The 15,877-nt window shown below is 76.4% G+C and carries 15 protein-coding genes; 5 read left to right on the plus strand and 10 right to left on the minus strand.

Translation table 11 applies throughout. From position 1 onward, the window contains the following. Positions 1-18: 18 nt before the first annotated feature. Positions 19-1,008 carry a DUF4349 domain-containing protein gene (locus ACIPW5_RS08440; RefSeq protein WP_401242095.1) on the minus strand — a complete coding sequence of 330 codons (990 nt, stop codon included), beginning with the start codon at positions 1,006-1,008 and terminating at the stop codon, positions 19-21. A 138-nt stretch (positions 1,009-1,146) separates the two neighbouring features. Here ACIPW5_RS08440 and hemG point away from each other — a divergent pair, with 138 nt between their 5' ends. Together hemG and hemQ are read left to right on the plus strand one after the other, a co-directional pair. Next, a complete protein-coding gene (hemG, locus tag ACIPW5_RS08445) occupies positions 1,147-2,628 on the plus strand; it encodes a protoporphyrinogen oxidase (RefSeq protein WP_401242098.1) in 1,482 nt (493 codons plus the stop codon). 23 nt (positions 2,629-2,651) lie between these two features. Next, a complete protein-coding gene (gene hemQ / locus ACIPW5_RS08450) occupies positions 2,652-3,365 on the plus strand; it encodes a hydrogen peroxide-dependent heme synthase (protein ID WP_030651599.1) in 714 nt (237 codons plus the stop codon). 109 nt (positions 3,366-3,474) lie between these two features. On the opposite strand, the gene ACIPW5_RS08455 is transcribed toward hemQ, so the two are convergent. The 5 genes from ACIPW5_RS08455 to ACIPW5_RS08475 form a co-directional block, all read right to left on the minus strand. Then, on the minus strand, positions 3,475-5,220 hold the full coding sequence (locus tag ACIPW5_RS08455) for an alpha/beta fold hydrolase (protein ID WP_401242100.1): 1,746 nt from the start codon (positions 5,218-5,220) through the stop codon (positions 3,475-3,477). A 343-nt stretch (positions 5,221-5,563) separates the two neighbouring features. Continuing rightward, positions 5,564-6,307, minus strand: coding sequence for a TIGR04222 domain-containing membrane protein (locus ACIPW5_RS08460; RefSeq protein ID WP_401242102.1), 744 nt, complete (start codon positions 6,305-6,307; stop codon positions 5,564-5,566). Positions 6,308-6,391: 84 nt separating this feature from the next. Further along, positions 6,392-7,426, minus strand: coding sequence for a TIGR04222 domain-containing membrane protein (locus ACIPW5_RS08465; protein ID WP_401242105.1), 1,035 nt, complete (start codon positions 7,424-7,426; stop codon positions 6,392-6,394). Next, positions 7,423-8,712, minus strand: coding sequence for a DUF692 domain-containing protein (locus tag ACIPW5_RS08470; protein WP_401242108.1), 1,290 nt, complete (start codon positions 8,710-8,712; stop codon positions 7,423-7,425). Before ACIPW5_RS08470 ends, ACIPW5_RS08465 begins: the two co-directional genes overlap by 4 nt. 195 nt (positions 8,713-8,907) lie before the next feature. Beyond that, complete coding sequence (locus ACIPW5_RS08475; RefSeq protein ID WP_401242111.1) at positions 8,908-9,657, minus strand: peptidyl-tRNA hydrolase; 750 nt, start codon at positions 9,655-9,657, stop codon at positions 8,908-8,910. Positions 9,658-9,728: 71 nt separating this feature from the next. Here ACIPW5_RS08475 and ACIPW5_RS08480 point away from each other — a divergent pair, with 71 nt between their 5' ends. The 3 genes from ACIPW5_RS08480 to ACIPW5_RS08490 are packed head-to-tail and all read left to right on the plus strand — an operon-like array spanning position 9,729 to position 11,877. Continuing rightward, a complete protein-coding gene (locus ACIPW5_RS08480; RefSeq protein ID WP_401242114.1) occupies positions 9,729-10,403 on the plus strand; it encodes an AIM24 family protein in 675 nt (224 codons plus the stop codon). Continuing rightward, positions 10,400-11,224 (plus strand): ATP-binding cassette domain-containing protein, encoded by an 825-nt coding sequence (locus ACIPW5_RS08485; protein ID WP_401242246.1) that lies wholly within the window; start codon positions 10,400-10,402, stop codon positions 11,222-11,224. Before ACIPW5_RS08480 ends, ACIPW5_RS08485 begins: the two co-directional genes overlap by 4 nt. Next, the gene (locus ACIPW5_RS08490; RefSeq protein WP_401242117.1) at positions 11,221-11,877 is read left to right on the plus strand and encodes an ABC transporter; all 657 of its coding nucleotides are present in this window, start codon (positions 11,221-11,223) and stop codon (positions 11,875-11,877) included. The genes ACIPW5_RS08485 and ACIPW5_RS08490 overlap by 4 nt, the downstream gene beginning before the upstream one ends. A 48-nt stretch (positions 11,878-11,925) precedes the next feature. Here the strand turns inward: ACIPW5_RS08490 and ACIPW5_RS08495 are convergent, their stop codons facing one another. From ACIPW5_RS08495 to ACIPW5_RS08510, 4 genes are all read right to left on the minus strand, one after another. Next, entirely contained in the window at positions 11,926-12,843 is a 918-nt protein-coding gene (locus ACIPW5_RS08495; protein ID WP_401242119.1) for a polysaccharide deacetylase family protein, read from the minus strand. A gap of 80 nt (positions 12,844-12,923) precedes the next feature. Further along, a complete protein-coding gene (locus ACIPW5_RS08500) occupies positions 12,924-13,838 on the minus strand; it encodes a PPK2 family polyphosphate kinase (protein ID WP_401242122.1) in 915 nt (304 codons plus the stop codon). An 85-nt stretch (positions 13,839-13,923) separates the two neighbouring features. Beyond that, complete coding sequence (locus ACIPW5_RS08505) at positions 13,924-15,264, minus strand: alkaline phosphatase PhoX (RefSeq protein WP_401242125.1); 1,341 nt, start codon at positions 15,262-15,264, stop codon at positions 13,924-13,926. A 149-nt stretch (positions 15,265-15,413) separates the two neighbouring features. Beyond that, on the minus strand, positions 15,414-15,839 hold the full coding sequence (locus ACIPW5_RS08510; protein ID WP_401242128.1) for an OsmC family protein: 426 nt from the start codon (positions 15,837-15,839) through the stop codon (positions 15,414-15,416). Positions 15,840-15,877 lie beyond the last annotated feature (38 nt).

A 15,877-nucleotide genomic window follows, 5' to 3' on the forward strand; every position in this document is an offset into this window, starting at 1 on the left:
CTACGGGCGGACCCGGCGTCAGTCCTGGAGATCCGCTCCAGGGGCGTCGGACCGCCCGGGCTGCGGGGCGGGCGCCTGCCGGGGCACCAGGGTGCGGGCCGGGCCCGTCTTCGGCTTCGCCGGGCGGATCCTGCGGTAGGCCTTGAACCCGAGGACCAGCAGGGCGGCGGCGACCCCGAAGGGCAGCACCGCCGCGAGCGCGAGGGCCAGGTAGCGCACCAGCGTCACGAACAGGCTCCAGCCGCCGGCCAGCGCGTCGCCGAGGCCCGGCTCCTCCTCCTTGCGCTCCTCCGGGACGGCCGCCGGCTCCGAGACGGACACCGTGATCGTGCCCATCGCCGTCTGGTCCTTCAGCGCGTTCTGCTGGGCCAGCAGGGACTCCAGGTCGGACTGGCGCCGGCTCAGCTCGCCCTCCAGCATCACCACGTCGCTCAGCGCCGAGGCCTTCTCCATCATCTCCCGCACCCGGGCCACGCTGGCCTGCTGCGACTTCACCCGGCTGTCGACGTCGGCGACCTTCTCGGTCACGTCCTGCGCCTCGACCTTCCGGTTCAGCAGCTTCCCGCTGCCCTCCAGCGCGCCGATCACCGCGTCGAACCGCTCGCCCGGCACCCGCAGCGTCAGCGTCGAGGTCAGCCGGCCGTCCCGGCCGCGCTCGGTGGACTCGTTGCCGACGTACCCGCCCGCGCCCTCGGCCGCCGTACGGGCCGCGGCGAGGGCCTTCTGCGGCTCGGCCGTCTCGATGCCGAGCGTCCCCGTGCGGATGACGTGCGGGCGCACCGGCGCCTGCGTCCCGGTCTTGGCGTCCGGGGCCGCCGCCGAGGGTGCGGCCGCCCCGGCCCCGGGCTTGCCCTGGGCGGGCGCGCCCTCCCGGGGCCCGGCGACCGCCGCCCGGTCCGAGGAGGCCTTCGCGCCGTCCTCGGCCGAGCAGCCCGTGAGCGCGAGGGCCCCCGCGAGCGAGAGGCCGGCCAGCGCCACGGCGCCGCGGTGTCGGTGGAGCGTGTGCATCGTCAGTACCCCCGGGGATCGGCTGATGTCCCCGTTTCGACGTCCGCAGGGCCCCGGCGGGTTTCGCCCGCCAGGTCCCGACCCGGTCCCGATGCGGTCACGTTCGGGCCTCACCACCCGGTCTGAGACGATGTGTTCATGCACGAAGCGGACACACGTACGGAGCGGCGGCCGGGGCCCCAGCGGCACGCCGTCGTCATCGGCGGCGGCATCTCCGGCCTCGCGGCCGCCCACCGGCTGCTCGCCGACGGGGTCCGCGTCACCCTCCTGGAGGCCGGCCCGCGCCTCGGCGGCAAGCTGTACGCCGGAGAGCTCGCGGGCCTCCCCGTCGACCTCGGCGCCGAATCCGTGCTCGCCCGCCGCCCCGAGGCCCTGGAGCTGGCCCGCGCCGTCGGCCTCGGCGACGCGCTCCAGCCCCCGGCGACCGCCACCGCCCGGCTGTGGACCCGCGGCGCGCTGCGCGACATGCCCAAGGGGCACGTCATGGGCGTCCCCGGCGACACCGCCCCGCTCGCCGCCTCCGGCGTCCTGTCCGCCGAGGGCCTCGCCCGCGTCGCCGACGACACCGGGCTCCCGCCCACCGAGGTCGGCGAGGACGTCGCCGTCGGCGCGTACGTGGCCGCCCGCATGGGCCGCGAGGTCGTCGACCGGCTCGTCGAACCGCTGCTCGGCGGGGTCTACGCGGGCGACGCCTACCGCATCTCGATGCGCGCCGCCGTCCCCGCCCTCTTCCAGGCCGTCCGCACCCACCCCACGCTCACCGAGAGCGTCCGCTCCCTCCAGAGCGGCGCCGCGGCCCGCGCGGCCGCCGAGCGGACCACCGTCACCGGCGCGGCCGCCTCCGGAGCCTTCTTCGCCGGGATCGCCGGCGGCATCGGCCGCCTCCCGCTCGCCGTCGCCGACGCCTGCCGGGCCGCCGGGGCGCGGATCCTCACCGGCACCCCCGTGCGCGGGATCGCCCGTACACCCTCGGGCTGGCGGATCACCACCGGCGGGGAGGTCCTCGACGCCGACGCCGTGGTCCTCGCCACCCCCGCGGGACCCGCCGCCGACCTGCTCGCCGGTCTCGCACCGGCCGCCGCCGCCGGACTGCGCGAGGCCGAGTACGCCTCCATGGCCCTGGTCACCATGGCCTTCCGGCGCTCCGACCTGCCCGCCGCGATCGCCGACGGCGGCGCCAGCGGGTTCCTCGTACCGCCGGTGGACGGCCGCACCATCAAGGCGTCCACCTTCTCCAGCAACAAGTGGTCCTGGTCCGGGGCCGACCCCGAGCTCTTCCTGCTGCGCACCTCCATCGGCCGCCACGGCGACGAGGGCGACCTCAAGCGGGAGGACTCCGAGCTGGTCGACGTCTCCCTCGCCGACCTCGGCGAGGCCGTCGGCCTGGCCGCCCGGCCGGTGGCCGCCACCGTCACCCGCTGGGACGGCGGACTGCCCCAGTACCCGGTCGGGCACCTCGCCCGGGTCGAGCGCATCCGGGCCGCCGTGGCCGTCCTGCCGGGCCTCGCGGTCTGCGGGGCCCTCTACGACGGGGTCGGCATCCCGGCCTGCATCGCGAGCGCCGGGAAGGCGGCCGACGCGGTGATCGCCGCTTTGGCCACCCCTGGGACAGACCACTGATCAGCACACGGGACAATGGACACATGACTGCACCAGAGAAGATTCCCAACGCGGGGAAGAAGGCGAAGGACCTCAACGAGGTCATCCGCTACACCCTGTGGTCCGTCTTCAAGCTGAAGGACGTCCTGCCCGAGGACCGCGCCGGCTTCGCCGACGAGGTCCAGGAGCTGTTCGACCAGCTGGCAGCCAAGGACATCACCGTCCGCGGCACCTACGACGTCTCCGGCCTGCGCGCCGACGCGGACATCATGATCTGGTGGCACGCCGAGACCGCCGACGAGCTGCAGACCGCCTACAACCTGTTCCGCCGCACCAAGCTGGGCCGTGCCCTGGAGCCGGTGTGGTCGAACATGGCCCTGCACCGCCCGGCCGAGTTCAACAAGTCGCACATCCCGGCCTTCCTGGCCGACGAGGTCGCCCGCGACTACGTCAGCGTCTACCCCTTCGTGCGCAGCTACGACTGGTACCTGCTGCCCGACGAGGACCGCCGCCGCATGCTCGCCGACCACGGCAAGATGGCCCGCGGCTACCCCGACGTGCGCGCCAACACCGTCGCCTCCTTCTCGCTGGGCGACTACGAGTGGCTGCTGGCCTTCGAGGCCGACGAGCTCTACCGCATCGTCGACCTCATGCGCCACCTGCGCGCCTCCGAGGCCCGCATGCACGTGCGCGAGGAGGTGCCCTTCTACACCGGGCGCCGCAAGTCCGTCGCCGACCTGGTGGCCGGGCTCGCCTGATACCTCCCCTGGGGGGAAGGACCGGAGGGACACCCGTGACCAGGGTGGCCTCCGGGGATCGGGAGGCCCTGCCCCCGAAACGACGCAGCCGGAGATCCCGCCCGGAAGTTCAGACGGCCGGAGGCAGCAGCGCCCTGGAGGCGCCCGCTGCCCGGTCGTCCAGCGACACCGGTGCGGGCTCCGGATGCGGCGCACACGTGACGCGCCACCCCGGGGTGGCCCCCGTCAGCAAGTACCGCTCCACATGCCGGTCCACGCACGCGTTGCGTCCGCCGGCCACCCCGTGGGAGCCCGCCCGCCGCTCCGTGACCAGCGAGGCCCCGGCGCCGAGCCGCCCCTGGAGTTCCAGCGCGCCCCCGTGGGGCGTCGCCCCGTCCCGCTCCGCCGCGACGATCAGCGTCCCCGGCAGCCGGCCCGGCTGCGCCCCCACGTCCACCGGCCACTGCCGCCCGGACACCGGCCAGGAGGCGCAGGGCAGGTTCAGGAAGGCGTTGGCCCAGGTCTCGAAGGGGGCCCGGCGGGCCAGTTCGGTGTTGTCGCGGTCCCAGGTCCGCCAGTCGCCGGGCCAGGGGGCGTCGTTGCACAGCACCGCCGTGTAGACGGCGGTCGCGTTGGCCGCCCGTTCCGCCGTCGCGGGGTCGCGGGCCGCCTGCCGCACGAGCGGTTCCGGGTCCCCGCGCAGGTACGCCGCCAGGGCCGCGGCCCGGTCCGGCCAGACGTCGTCGTAGTACGCGGTCTGGAGGTACGCCGCGTGCAGTTCGCCCGTCCCGACCACGCCGCCCGCCGGGGTGCGGGCCACGGCCGTGCGGACCTTCTCGTAGCTCTCCCGCACGGCCCGCGCCGTGCTGCCGAGCCCGTACACCGCGTGGTGGCGGGCGGCCCAGGCGCGGAAGTCGGCCCAGCGGCGTTCGAAGGCCGGGGCCTGGGCGAGGTTGGCGGCGTACCAGATGCCGCGCGGGTCCGGGTCGACCGCAGAGTCGAAGACCATGCGGCGCACGCGCCCGGGGTGGCGGGTGGCGTAGACGGCCCCCAGGTAGGTGCCGTACGAGGCCCCCATGAAGGTCAGCCGCGGCTCGCCGAGGGCGGCCCGCAGCACGTCCAGGTCGCGGGCGTTGTTCAGGGTCGTGTAGGACCCGAGCGCCGGGCCGGCGTGCCGTGCGCACCCCTCGGCGTACGCCCGGGCGGCGGCCAGCCGCTCCCGCTTGTACGCGGCGGAGGGCGCGGCGGGAACCTGCGTCGGCCCCTGCGGCAGCTCGGCCGGGTCCTGGCAGGTCAGCGGTGCGGAATGGCCGACCCCGCGCGGGGCGTAGCCGACGAGGTCGTAGGCGGCGGCGACACGGGCCCACGCGGGCCGGCCGGCGAGCAGCGGGAAGGCCATCCCGGAGGCGCCCGGCCCGCCGGGGTTGAACACGAGCGCGCCCTGCCGGGCGGCGCCGCCGCGGCCGGTGGCGGGGACCCGGCTGACGGTGAGGGAGATCTGCGGGCCGTCGGGCCGGGCGTAGTCGAGCGGAACCCACAGGGTGGCGCAGCGCACCGGATCGGGCAGCTGCTCGACGGCGGGACAGGGCCGGAACTCCAGCCGCCCGCTCCCGGCGGCGGGCGGCCGGGCCACGGGCCTGGTCCCCGCGGCCGGGGGCCCGGCCGCCCCGACCACCGGCCGCAGCGCGGCGGCAGCGGCGGCCCGCCGGGCGACCAGCTCCGCCCCGGCGTCCTCGGCCGCGGTCCGCACGTCCCCGCCGGCACCGCCCGGCGCGGGCCCGCTCGCCCGGGCCGGCGCCGGGGCGCACAGGGCGAGGCAGAGCGCCGCCGCGGCGACCCCCTGCCGCGTGAGCGTCGTCGTCCGGCACGTCCGCATGGCGACCCCTTCATCTCATCGTCCGGTCCGATGAAATGCCAGGCCCGTACGCGTCCCCGGGTGAACCGCCGGAACGCCGGGCGCGGTACGCCCGGTTGACGGAGTCCGGGGTGCCGGACGGGGCGCGGTGGAGCCGCCGGCGGCGTCCGGGCGGCGTCCGGCGGATCGGGCCGATCCGGGCGTCGGCCGGGCAGCGCCTGCCCCGCGACGCCCGGCACGCGCTCTCGCCGGACACCCGGATCGGGCCGGGGCCCGGGAGCACCAGGGCGGATCGGGCCGATCCGGGCGTCGGCCGGGCAGCGCCTGCCCCGCGACGCCCGGCACGCGCTCTCGCCGGACACCCCTAGGCGCGTCCCAGCGCCGCCCGCAGGTCCGGGTCGTGCACCGCGCTCAGGCCCCGGACGGCCACCGCGGCCAGGGGGTCGCCGGTGCCGCGTTCGCGGTCCAGGGCCACGAGCAGCCGCTGCCCGGCCGGGGAGGCCCAGGGGGAGGGGGCGGGGCCGGCGGTGGCCAGGGCGCACACCGAGAGGAGCATCGGCAGGGCGAACCAGTACAGCACCTTCGACACGTCCGCCCCGTCCTCCGGGAGGACCAGCGAGGCCGCCGCCATGGCCGCCACCAGTACGGCGGCCCACCGCACCGACCGGACCCCGTCCGCCACCGCGTCCCGCACCCCGCACGGCACCGCCAGGCCCGCCGCGTCCAGCCGGTCCGCGAGGGCCCGTACGGCCGGGTGCGCGGCGGCGGCCCGCCGCAGCGCTGACACCGGGGACTGGCCGTCGGGGCCGAACGCGGCCAGCACCGCCCGCTCGTGCGCGTCCCGGGCGACCGGGTCGAGCACGGTGGCCCAGCCCGTGCGGGTCAGCAGCAGCCGGTGCCGGCGCTCCATCGACAGCAGGGTCAGCACGGCGACCCGCTCCGGACCGCCGGACAGGTACGCGGCCTCGTACAGGTTCAGCGCGCCCGGCGGCCGGCCGGCGGCGGGGCGCGGCGCCGGCTCGGCGGCCTCGGTGGAGGCCCGCAGCAGGCGGGCGGCCGAGGTCAGCACCCCGGCCCACGCCAGCAGCAGGAACAAGATCCAGAACATGGCCGATTTCTACAGCCGCCGGAGCCGCTTTCCGGCGGCCGGTGCCCAAGCGTGAGCAGCTCGTGATGCGCTGGTGATGGTCGGTCAGGAACTGCTGGAGCAGCTGGAACCGGAGGAACTGCTGCAACTCGAACTGCTGGAGCAGCTGGAACCGGAACTGCCGGAGCAGCTGGAACCGGAACCACCCGAGCAGCCCGAACCGGAGCCACCGGAACAGCTGCTTCCAGAGGATCCGCAGCCACCGGACCCGGAGGACCCGACCCCGCCGTCACCGCCCGCGCACCACAGCACCGGAAGCAGCTCCGAGGACGCCGACCCGAATGTGTCCGAGGAGCCGTGCCCGCGCCCCCGGGACTGGGCCGCCGCCAGCCGCGTGCCCCGGGCCGCCGGCACCAGCTGCTCGCGCAGGTACGGGTCACGGAGCCCGCGCAGCCCGAACAGCGCGGTCTGCACCCGCGGCGCCGGATCGGCCGCGTACCGGGCCCGGAACCGGGCCAGCGCCCGCCGCCCCGCCGGGGTGATCCGCAGCCGCGCCCGCCGCGCGCACACCACGCCCGCCACGAGGCCGCCCAGCAGCGCCGGGAGCACCTTGAGGATGAACGGCACCTGGGGCTCCGGGTACAGCGCCCAGAACACGAAGGTGAGCGGCAGCGTCACCGGCACCAGGGCCACGCACACCACCGCCTGCACCAGCCCCCAGCGCCGCGCCCCGCGCCCCGCTCCCGGGGCCGAGAGCAGCCCGCGGGCGGCCAGGGCGTCCCCGGTCTCCTGGACGGCCGGCTCGCGCATGGCGGCGTACCGCACCTGGTACAGCCACCCGGACGGGGCCTGGGCGAGCGCCAGCAGCACGGCCCGCTCGGCGGGGTCCGCGCCCCGCGCGCCGGGCCGGGCCTGCACGATCCCCGGGCCGCCGACGGCCAGCCGGCCGTCCCCGAGCAGCGAGACGAGCGCGCTGTCGACCACGGTTCCGGGACCGCCCGCGAGGAACGCGGCCTCGGACAGGTCGTGCAGCTCCGGCGCGGGACCGGACAGCGGCGGGCGGGCGCGGCGCACGGCGCGCAGCAGCAGGACGGTGGAGAGGGCGACGGCCGCCCACACGGCGACGGCCAGCGCGTTCACGGGGTCCGTCCCAGCAGGGCGCGGGCCCAGCGCACGGCCCTGTTCCGCGGCCGCGCTCCCGCCCGCTCCCGCCACCAGGCGGTGAGGCGGCGCCGGGCGGCCGGGTCGGCCGGCAGGTCCCGCACGAGGAGGTGCTCGGCGAAGTCCAGCGCGTCGCGGCGGTACCCGGCCGTCATGGGGCGGCCGCGGGCGTAGCCGAGGAACGCCTCGCGGTAGGCGGCGCGGCCGCCCAGGAGCTCCGGCAGCTCCGGCGCGACCTTCGCGACCACCGAGGCCCGCTTGGCGGCCAGCGCCCGCGCCTGTACCCGGACGCGCTGCCGGTCGAAGCCCTCCGGTACGGGCGTCCCGGCCACCAGGGCCGACAGCAGGGCCGCCTGCCCCAGCGCCAGCCGGGTCCGCGCGGCCTCACCGGCCGGGCCGGGGGCCTCCTCGCGCAGGGCCACCCGGTCCCGTACGGTCCCCGGCGGCCCGCCCGCGTCCACCACCGCGCGGATCCGCGCCACTTCGGAGGCCAGCTCCGCCTCGGGCGGGAAGTCGTCGTCCCGCTCCAGCAGGACCCCGGGCGGGTCCACCCGCTCGCGCAGCCGGGCCAGGACGTCGAGCACCACCGGCGGCACGGGGTGCGCGTGGGTGTCGTGCCAGACGCCGTCGCGCTCCACGCCCCCGGCCACGTGCACGTACGCCAGTGCCTCCAGCGGGACCGCGTCCAGCACGGCGGCCGGGTCCTCGCCGCGGTTGACCCGGTTGGTGTGCAGGTTCGCCACGTCGATCAGCAGCCGCACCCCGGTCCGCTCGACCAGCTCCGTCAGGAACTGCCCCTCCGTCAGCTCCTCCCCGGGCCAGGACACCAGCGCCGCGATGTTCTCCAGCGCCAGCGGCACGGGCAGCGCGTCCTGCGCGATCCGCACGTTCTCGCACAGCACGGCCAGCGCGTCCCGGGTCCGGGGCACCGGCAGCAGGTGCCCGGCCTCCAGCAGCGGCGAGGACGTGCGCACGAAGGCGATGTGCTCGGTGACCAGCGGCGCCCCGAGGGCCACGGCCCGCTCGCCGAGCGCCGCCAGCTTCGCCGGATCGGGGCGGTCGGCCCCGCCCAGGCCCAGCGAGACCCCGTGCGGCACGACGCGGACCCCCCGCTCGCGCAGCCGCAGCAGGGACTCGGGGAGGTGGCCCGGACAGATGTTCTCCGCCACCACCTCGACCCAGTCCAGGCCGTCCAGCCGCTCGACCGCGTCCGCGATCTCCGGCCGCCAGCCGATGCCCACCCCCAGGCGTTCCATGGGCTTCATGTCCCCCTCGCCCCCTTTATGCGGACCGTATGCCGAAGTGATGGCCCCGGCAGCGGCCGGCCAACCACCAGGAGGGGACGTTCAGAGCAACATTTGAGGTTCCACGTCCGGCACCGGCGTCTCAGGCCCCACCAGGACGGAACCGCCACGCCGGTGCGGAGCCGGACGGACCGGTCCAGCGCCGGGCGGAACGCATCAGAGCCGGGCGCGTAGCGCCGGGTGGTCCGAGACCACCGTGCAGGAACCCGGGGCGATCTCGGTGAAGCCCGCGTCGCGGACCACCGGCAGGCCGCTGCCGCTCAGCTCCGCCCACCGCTCGCGCGGGGCCGTGCGCACCGCCAGCCGGAAGCCGGACGCCTGCCACAGGGCGCGTTCGGCGGCCGTCAGCTCCCACCAGGCCAGCTGCGCCGCGTGCCCCGCCTGGGCCATGGCCTTGCCCGCCGACATGTCGAGGTCCGGGTTCAGCCACAGCACCGGGATCCCCGGCTCGACCGGGCCGGCCGGCTCCGGGTCGTCGAGGTCGGTGCCCGACACCTGGAGCTTGGCCAGCTCCTTGGGCCAGCCGTCCAGGGGGACCGGCGGGAAGACCCGGACCTCCGAGGCCCGCCCCTCCACCGTCACGCCCGGCAGGGTCCCCGCCTTGCGCCACTCCGCACCGCGCGCCCGCCGGACCACCTTGCGGATCCGCGCGTCCTGCCAGTCGCGCACCGCCCGCGCCCACTCGCCCTCGCCGTGCGCGCGCTCGTCCGTCAGCAGCACCAGCACCGCACGGGCCGCCGTCTCCAGCGCGTCGGTCCGGGCCGGCGGCTCGGCCTTCTCGATCCGCACCACCAGCGGCAGGACGAACTGCGGGGCCTCGTCGCGCAGGGCGTGCTCGCGCCGGAAGGGGCTGTCCGCGCCGACCGCGGGTACGTCTGTGGTCTCGTTCACGTGCTGGCTGCTCATCCTCACAAGGATGCCAGCCTCCGTCTTCAGGATGATGTCCCGGGTCGTTGGCGCGGGCGAGGATCTTCTCCATGAAGAGCGACCTTTTCGCGAGCGAGAACCTCGCCCAGCCCGCCGCCGCGCCCGGCATGACCCTGCAGAACGCCAAGTCCGTCAAGTACGCCGTGAACGGGGAGATGTTCGCCCGCCAGGGCTCCATGGTCGCCTTCCGCGGCAACCTCCAGTTCGAGCGCAAGGGCCAGGGCATAGGCGGCATGCTCAAGCGGGCCGTCACCGGCGAGGGGCTCGCGCTGATGTCCGTACGCGGGCAGGGCGAGGCCTGGTTCGCGCACCAGGCCGGGAACTGCTTCATCATCGACCTGGAGCCCGGCGACGCCCTGACGATCAACGGGCGCAACGTGCTGTGCTTCGACCCGACGCTGTCCTACGAGATCAAGATGGTCAAGGGCGCCGGGATGACCGGCGGCGGCCTCTTCAACAGCCTCTTCACCGGCACCGGCAAGCTCGCCGTCGTCTGCGACGGCAGCCCGATCATCATCCCGGTCACCGCACAGGCGCCGGTGTACGTGGACACGGACGCGGTCGTCGGCTGGAGCGCGGCGCTGGAGACCGGGCTGCACCGTTCCCAGTCCGTCGGCTCCATGATCCGCGGCGGCTCGGGCGAAGCCGTCCAGCTGAAGCTGAGCGGCGAGGGCTTCGTCATCGTCCGGCCCAGCGAGGTCACCGAGACGGCGGCCGCGCACTGAGGCTCACCGGGGTGGGCCACCGCTACGGAAGGCGGCGGCCCTGGGTGCTGCGCGGGATCACCGCCGAGCTGCCGGCCGGCGCCCTGGTCCGGGTCGAAGGCGGCAACGGCGGCGGCAAATCCACCCTGCTGCGCGTCGTCGCCGGCATCGACACGCCGACCGAGGGCCGGATCGAGGGCCGCCCGCCCCGCACCGCCTACGTGCCCGAACGCTTCCCGGCGGCCCTGCCGCTCACGGCCGGCGCCTACCTGACCCACCTGGGACGGGTGCACGGGCTGACGGGCGCGACGGCGGCCCGGCGGGCGGCCGAGGGGCTGGAGCGCTTCGGCGCCGCCGGGTACGCCCGCACCCCGATGGCCGAACTGTCCAAGGGCACCAGCCAGAAGGTGGCCGTCGCCCAGGCACTCCTCGCCGGGCCGGGACTGCTCGTCCTCGACGAGGCCTGGACCGGGCTGGACGCGCCCGCCCGGGCGGAACTGGACCGCGCCGTCGCCGAACGCACCGCAGCCGGGGGCACGGTGGTCTTCGTCGACCACGACCCCGCACGGCTCGCCGGCCTGCCCGACGCCCACTACCGGGTGCGCGGCGGCGCCCTGGAGGCCGCGGACGCGCAGCCCGCCGCGCGCGCCGCCGCCGTACGCATCCACGCGGCCGGCCCGCCCGGCGCCGCCCCGCCCCCGGGCCTGGCCGCCGCGGCCGAACCCGCCCCCGACGGCGGGATCCTGCTGACCGTGGACGCCGCCCGCTCCGACGCCGTCCTGCGCGAGCTGCTCACCGCCGGCCCGCCCTGGCACATCCGCGCCGTGGAGGAACTCCCGTGACCGTGACCGCCCTGCTGCGCTACCAGGGCGCCCTGCTGCTGCGCTCCCAGCACTGGATCGCCCCGCTCGTCGTGTACGCGGCGTTCCTCGCGGTCGGCGTGCGCTCCCACGACCCGGCGCTCGACGCCCTCGGCTACGCGGCCGCCGGCCTGGTGCCGCTGAGCGCCTGGCTGGTCCGGATCTGCGTCACCGCCGAACCCCCGGCCGCCCGGGCCGTCTCCGCCGCCGCGGCCGGTCCGGTACGGGTGCACGCGGCGGCCCTGCTGACCGCGCTGACCGGGACGCTGCTCGCCGGTGCGGCGGGCGCGGCCTACGCCCTGCTGCTCGGCGACCTCGCGCACCGGCCGCCGGCCGCTGCGGTCCTCGCCGGAGCGGTGGCGGTGGCGGTGTGCGCGCTGACGGGGGCGGCCGTGGGCGCGGTGTGCAGCAGGCCGCTGCTCCGCGGGCGGGGGCGGGCCGTCCTCGCCGGGGGCGTGGGTTCGCTGCTGGCCTGGGTCGTGGCCTTCTCCCCGGCCCGCAGCGCGGTGTCCGCCCTGGTCGGGGCGGCACGTGCGGACACCACGCCGCTCCCGCTCGGCGCGCTCGCGGGGGCGCTGCTGCTGGCCGGTGCGGCGGGGGCGGTGGCCTGCCTGGCCGGCAGGCGCCGGAGCTGACTCAGGGGCAGGGGCCGGGACCGGTCCGGTGCCGAGGGGGAAGGAACGTCACTTCCCCATCAGCTCCGACACCTTCACGAATCGGAATCCCCGCTTCCGCAGCTCGGGGACGATCTTCTGGATCGCCTGCTCGGTCACCGGGGCCGCGCTGCGCGTGCAGTGCATGACCACCACCGACCCGGGCTGCACCCCGGCCAGCACCTGCTCCGCCACCGCGTCGGGGTCCTTCGCGAAGGCGTCGCCGCTGACCACGTCCCACTGCACGGCCGTGACCTTCGCGGGGGCCAGGGCCTTCAGCGCCCGGTCGTCGTAGCAGCCGCCGGGGAAGCGGAAGTACGGGACGGTGTTGACCGCACCCGCCTTCCGGAACGCCGCGAAGGCCCGTTCCACGTCGGCCCGCGCGGCCTCGCCGTCCAGCGCGGGGAGCCCGTAGCAGGGGGACTTGAAGGCGTGGTGGCTGTACGAGTGGTTGGCGACCTCGAAGTTCGGGTCCGTGCCGATGGACTTGGCCTGGTCGGGGTACTCCTCGGCCCAGCGCCCGGTCATGAAGACCGTCGAGGGCACCTTCAGCCGGCGCAGGGTCGCGATCAGGTCGGGGTTGTCGAAGTGCTCCCCCGAGGCGGCGCGCGGTCCCTGGTCGGAGGTCATGTCGGCGTCGAAGGTGAGCGCCACCGTCTTCTCGGAGCGCTGCCGGGTCCGCTCGAAGACGGGGGTCAGGCCGTTCGCGCCGGGGGTCAGCACCGGCACCTTGGCGGGGGCACCGGGCAGCGGGGAGGCCGGGGCGGAAGGGGAGGCCGGGGCGGAGGGGGAGGCCTGGGCGGACGCGGTGGCCGGACCGGAGGCGGCGGGACTGGCCAGGCGGGCCTGTCCGGCGCCCTGCGGGGGGCCCGAGGGGGCGCCCCCGCACCCCGCGAGGGCCGCGCCGAGCAGGGCGAAGGCCGCCACTTTGCGTGCAGAAAGGGTCACGCACGCAAAATATATGACTTTCCGATAAGAGAGCCGCACGACAGGCGGGTGAGCGGCGGGGTGTCCGGATCCCGGCGGAGTCAGTCCGAGAGCAGGCGGGCGCGGCACTCCTCCACGTCGAAGTCGCCCGGCGGGTACGCCGGCCCGATCGCCTCCAGGTGCTCCAGCAGCAGCCGGCCGACCGCCCAGTTGCGGTACCACTTGCGGTCCGCGGGGACCACGTACCAGGGCGCCGCCTCCGTGGAGCAGCGCTCCAGCGCCAGCTCGTACGCCTCCCGGTACGCGGGCCACAGCGCCCGGTCCTCGATGTCCCCGGTGCTGAACTTCCAGTGCTTGTCCGGGTCGTCGAGCCGGGCCAGGAGCCGTTCGCGCTGCTCCTCCCGGCCGATGTGCAGGAAGACCTTCACCAGGGTCACGCCGTCGTCGGCGAGGGCCTTCTCGAACGCGTTGATCTGCGCGTAGCGGCGCTCCACCCGGTCGGCCGGCACCAGCTCGCGGACCCGGGCGACGAGGACGTCCTCGTAGTGCGAGCGGTCGAAGACGCCGATCTCGCCGGGCCGGGGGAGCGCCTTCTCGATCCGCCAGAGGAAGGAGTGGGCGCGCTCCTCGCGGGTGGGGGCCTTGAACGCCCTGATCCGGCAGCCGGACGGGTTCAACCGGCCGGCCACGTGCTTGACCGTGCCGCCCTTGCCGCTGGTGTCCATGCCCTGGAGGACGAGCAGCACCCTGCGGCGGTCCCCGGCGGTGCTGGCCGCGTAGAGCCGCTCCTGGAGGGAGGCCAGCGGTGCGGCCGTCCGGGCGGCGTCCTCGATGCCGGCCGCCTTGCCGGACGGTCCGCCCGGGGTGGCGGAGGTGTCCAGGGAGGCGAGGCCGACCCGCTCCCCGGGCGCCACCCGCAGCAGCGGTGCGAGCGCCGGGCCGGGATCCTCGCGGACCGCCTCCGCGCCGCCGTCGCCGTTCGTGCCGCGCTCGCCGTGCTTGTCCTTCTTCGCCACCGCTGTCCACCCCGATCCGGTCGGTTCCGTACGATCGTGCGGCACGTCGGACGCGCGCGCGAGACGGCCGGACCCGGGCCCGGGGTCAGCGCCAGGGGCCGGTCACCGCGAAGGTGGTGCCCGGCGTGTAGGCGTTGACGTACATCGTCCGCGCGTCGGGGGAGAAGGTGACCCCCGCGAACTCCCCCCACTCCGGCGTCCCGGCCGTTCCGATGTCGTCCGCGTTGCGGGCCACCGGGTAGACCGCCCCGGCCGGGGTGACGCCGAAGACGTACTGCTCGCCGCCGCCGTCCTCGCACACCATCAGCCCCCCGTCGGGCGCCAGGCAGATGTTGTCGGGGGAGTCCCCGGGCAGGGCGGTGTCCGCCGCCGGACCGAAGAGCACCTCCAGCCGGACCCGGCCGCGCACCGGGTCGTGGAACCAGACCTGCCCGTGGTGGTCGGCGGCGGCCCCCTCGCGGCCCCGGGCGTAGCTGGAGACGAAGTACACCCCGGTCCCGCCCCAGTAGCAGCCCTCCAGCTTCTGCGCGTGGGTGATCCCGCGCGGCCCGAAGTCCTGGAAGCGGACGGGCGTCACGGCCGCCGACGGGTCCGGTACCGGGACCCACTCCACCGGGAACTCCGCCCCCGGCTCGTCCACCGCCGACAGGTCCGCCACCCCGGGCACCCGCATCGCCTCCAGCACGCCGCCCGACCGCAGCGAGCCCGGACCGCCGAGCGGCCGCGCGGGCAGGAACCGGAAGAAGAGCCCGAAGGGCCGCACGAACGCGTCCTCGGTCTCGTACACCACCCCCCGGTACGGGTCCACGGCGACCGCCTCGTGCGCGAACCGGCCGAGCGCGGTCAGCGGGACGGCGCCGAGCCGGTGCGGGTCGGCGGGGTCCACCTCGAAGACGTACCCGTGGTCCCGGGAGTACCCCGAGTCGCCCGCCCGGTCCTCGGTCTCCTCGCAGCTCAGCCAGGTGTTCCAGGGGGTGCGGCCGCCCGCGCAGTTGACGGCGGTCCCGGCGAGGCCGACCCGTTCGCCGCGCACCGCGCCCGCCGGGTCCAGCTCCAGCACCGTGCACCCGCCCAGCGCCCCGGGGTCGTACGTGAGCCCGTCCACGGCGGGTACGCGCAGCGCGGCGGTGGCGCGGTTCTCGTGGTTGCGGACCAGGCGGACCCCGCCGCCGCCCGCGCCGAAGGCGGCCATGCCGTCGCAGTTGGCCGGTACCGTGCCGCCGCCCGAGCGCAGCGGGTCCCCGGCGCGCGAGAGCACCCGGTACGAGAACCCCGCGGGCAGGTCGAGCAGTCCGGCCGGGTCGGGCAGCAGCGGCCCGTACCCCCGGGCGGAGGCGGGGGCGCGGCCCGGGGCGCAGAGCGCTCCGAGGGCCCCGCTGAAGGCGACCGCGCCGGCCGCGAGCAGGCTGCGTCGGGTGACGGACATCGGCAACTCCCCGGTGGACGGCTGGAGATGTGACCGGCCCGTGGTACCACGGCGCGCCGCACCGGGGGCCGCGACGCGTGCGCCGGGCGCGGCCCGTCACCCCACCGGGCCCCGGCGCGGTGTGCGGGGGCCCGGTGGTGGTGGGAGGATCAGGCGAGCTGGGCGCTCAGGGTGATCGTGGTCCCCGTCAGGGCCTGGCTGACCGGGCAGTTCTTCTTGGCGTCCTCGGCGGCGGCGGTGAAACCGGCCTCGTCCAGACCCGGGACCTCGCCCGTGACGGTCAGGTGGATGCCGGTGATGCCCTCACCCGGCTGGAAGGTGACGTCGGCCTTGGTCTCCAGGCGGGTGGGAGGGGTGCCGGCGCCCGCGAGGCCGTGCGAGAGGGCCATCGAGAAGCAGCTGGAGTGGGCGGCGGCGATCAGCTCCTCGGGGCTGGTCTTGCCGTTCGCGGCCTCGGCGCGGGAGGGCCAGGAGACGTCGAAGGAGCCCTGGCCGGAGGAGTCGAGGGTCACCTGACCCTTGCCCTCCAGCAGGTTGCCTTCCCAGACGGTGTGCGCGTGACGCGTGGTGGCCATGGTGGTCCCTTCGCAGAAGTGGAAACGGCCGGGCCGCG

This window comes from Streptomyces sp. NPDC090077, from assembly GCF_044747545.1.
Taxonomy (GTDB): Bacteria; Actinomycetota; Actinomycetes; order Streptomycetales; family Streptomycetaceae; genus Streptomyces.

Coding starts and splice junctions, on each gene's coding strand:
- ACIPW5_RS08440 (WP_401242095.1), bottom strand. CDS start 1,008: ATGCACACGCTCCACCGACACCGCGGCGCCGTGGCGCTGGCCGGCCTC.
- hemG (WP_401242098.1), top strand. CDS start 1,147: ATGCACGAAGCGGACACACGTACGGAGCGGCGGCCGGGGCCCCAGCGG.
- hemQ (WP_030651599.1), top strand. CDS start 2,652: ATGACTGCACCAGAGAAGATTCCCAACGCGGGGAAGAAGGCGAAGGAC.
- ACIPW5_RS08455 (WP_401242100.1), bottom strand. CDS start 5,220: ATGCGGACGTGCCGGACGACGACGCTCACGCGGCAGGGGGTCGCCGCG.
- ACIPW5_RS08460 (WP_401242102.1), bottom strand. CDS start 6,307: ATGTTCTGGATCTTGTTCCTGCTGCTGGCGTGGGCCGGGGTGCTGACC.
- ACIPW5_RS08470 (WP_401242108.1), bottom strand. CDS start 8,712: ATGAAGCCCATGGAACGCCTGGGGGTGGGCATCGGCTGGCGGCCGGAG.
- ACIPW5_RS08475 (WP_401242111.1), bottom strand. CDS start 9,657: ATGAGCAGCCAGCACGTGAACGAGACCACAGACGTACCCGCGGTCGGC.
- ACIPW5_RS08480 (WP_401242114.1), top strand. CDS start 9,729: ATGAAGAGCGACCTTTTCGCGAGCGAGAACCTCGCCCAGCCCGCCGCC.
- ACIPW5_RS08505 (WP_401242125.1), bottom strand. CDS start 15,264: ATGTCCGTCACCCGACGCAGCCTGCTCGCGGCCGGCGCGGTCGCCTTC.
- ACIPW5_RS08510 (WP_401242128.1), bottom strand. CDS start 15,839: ATGGCCACCACGCGTCACGCGCACACCGTCTGGGAAGGCAACCTGCTG.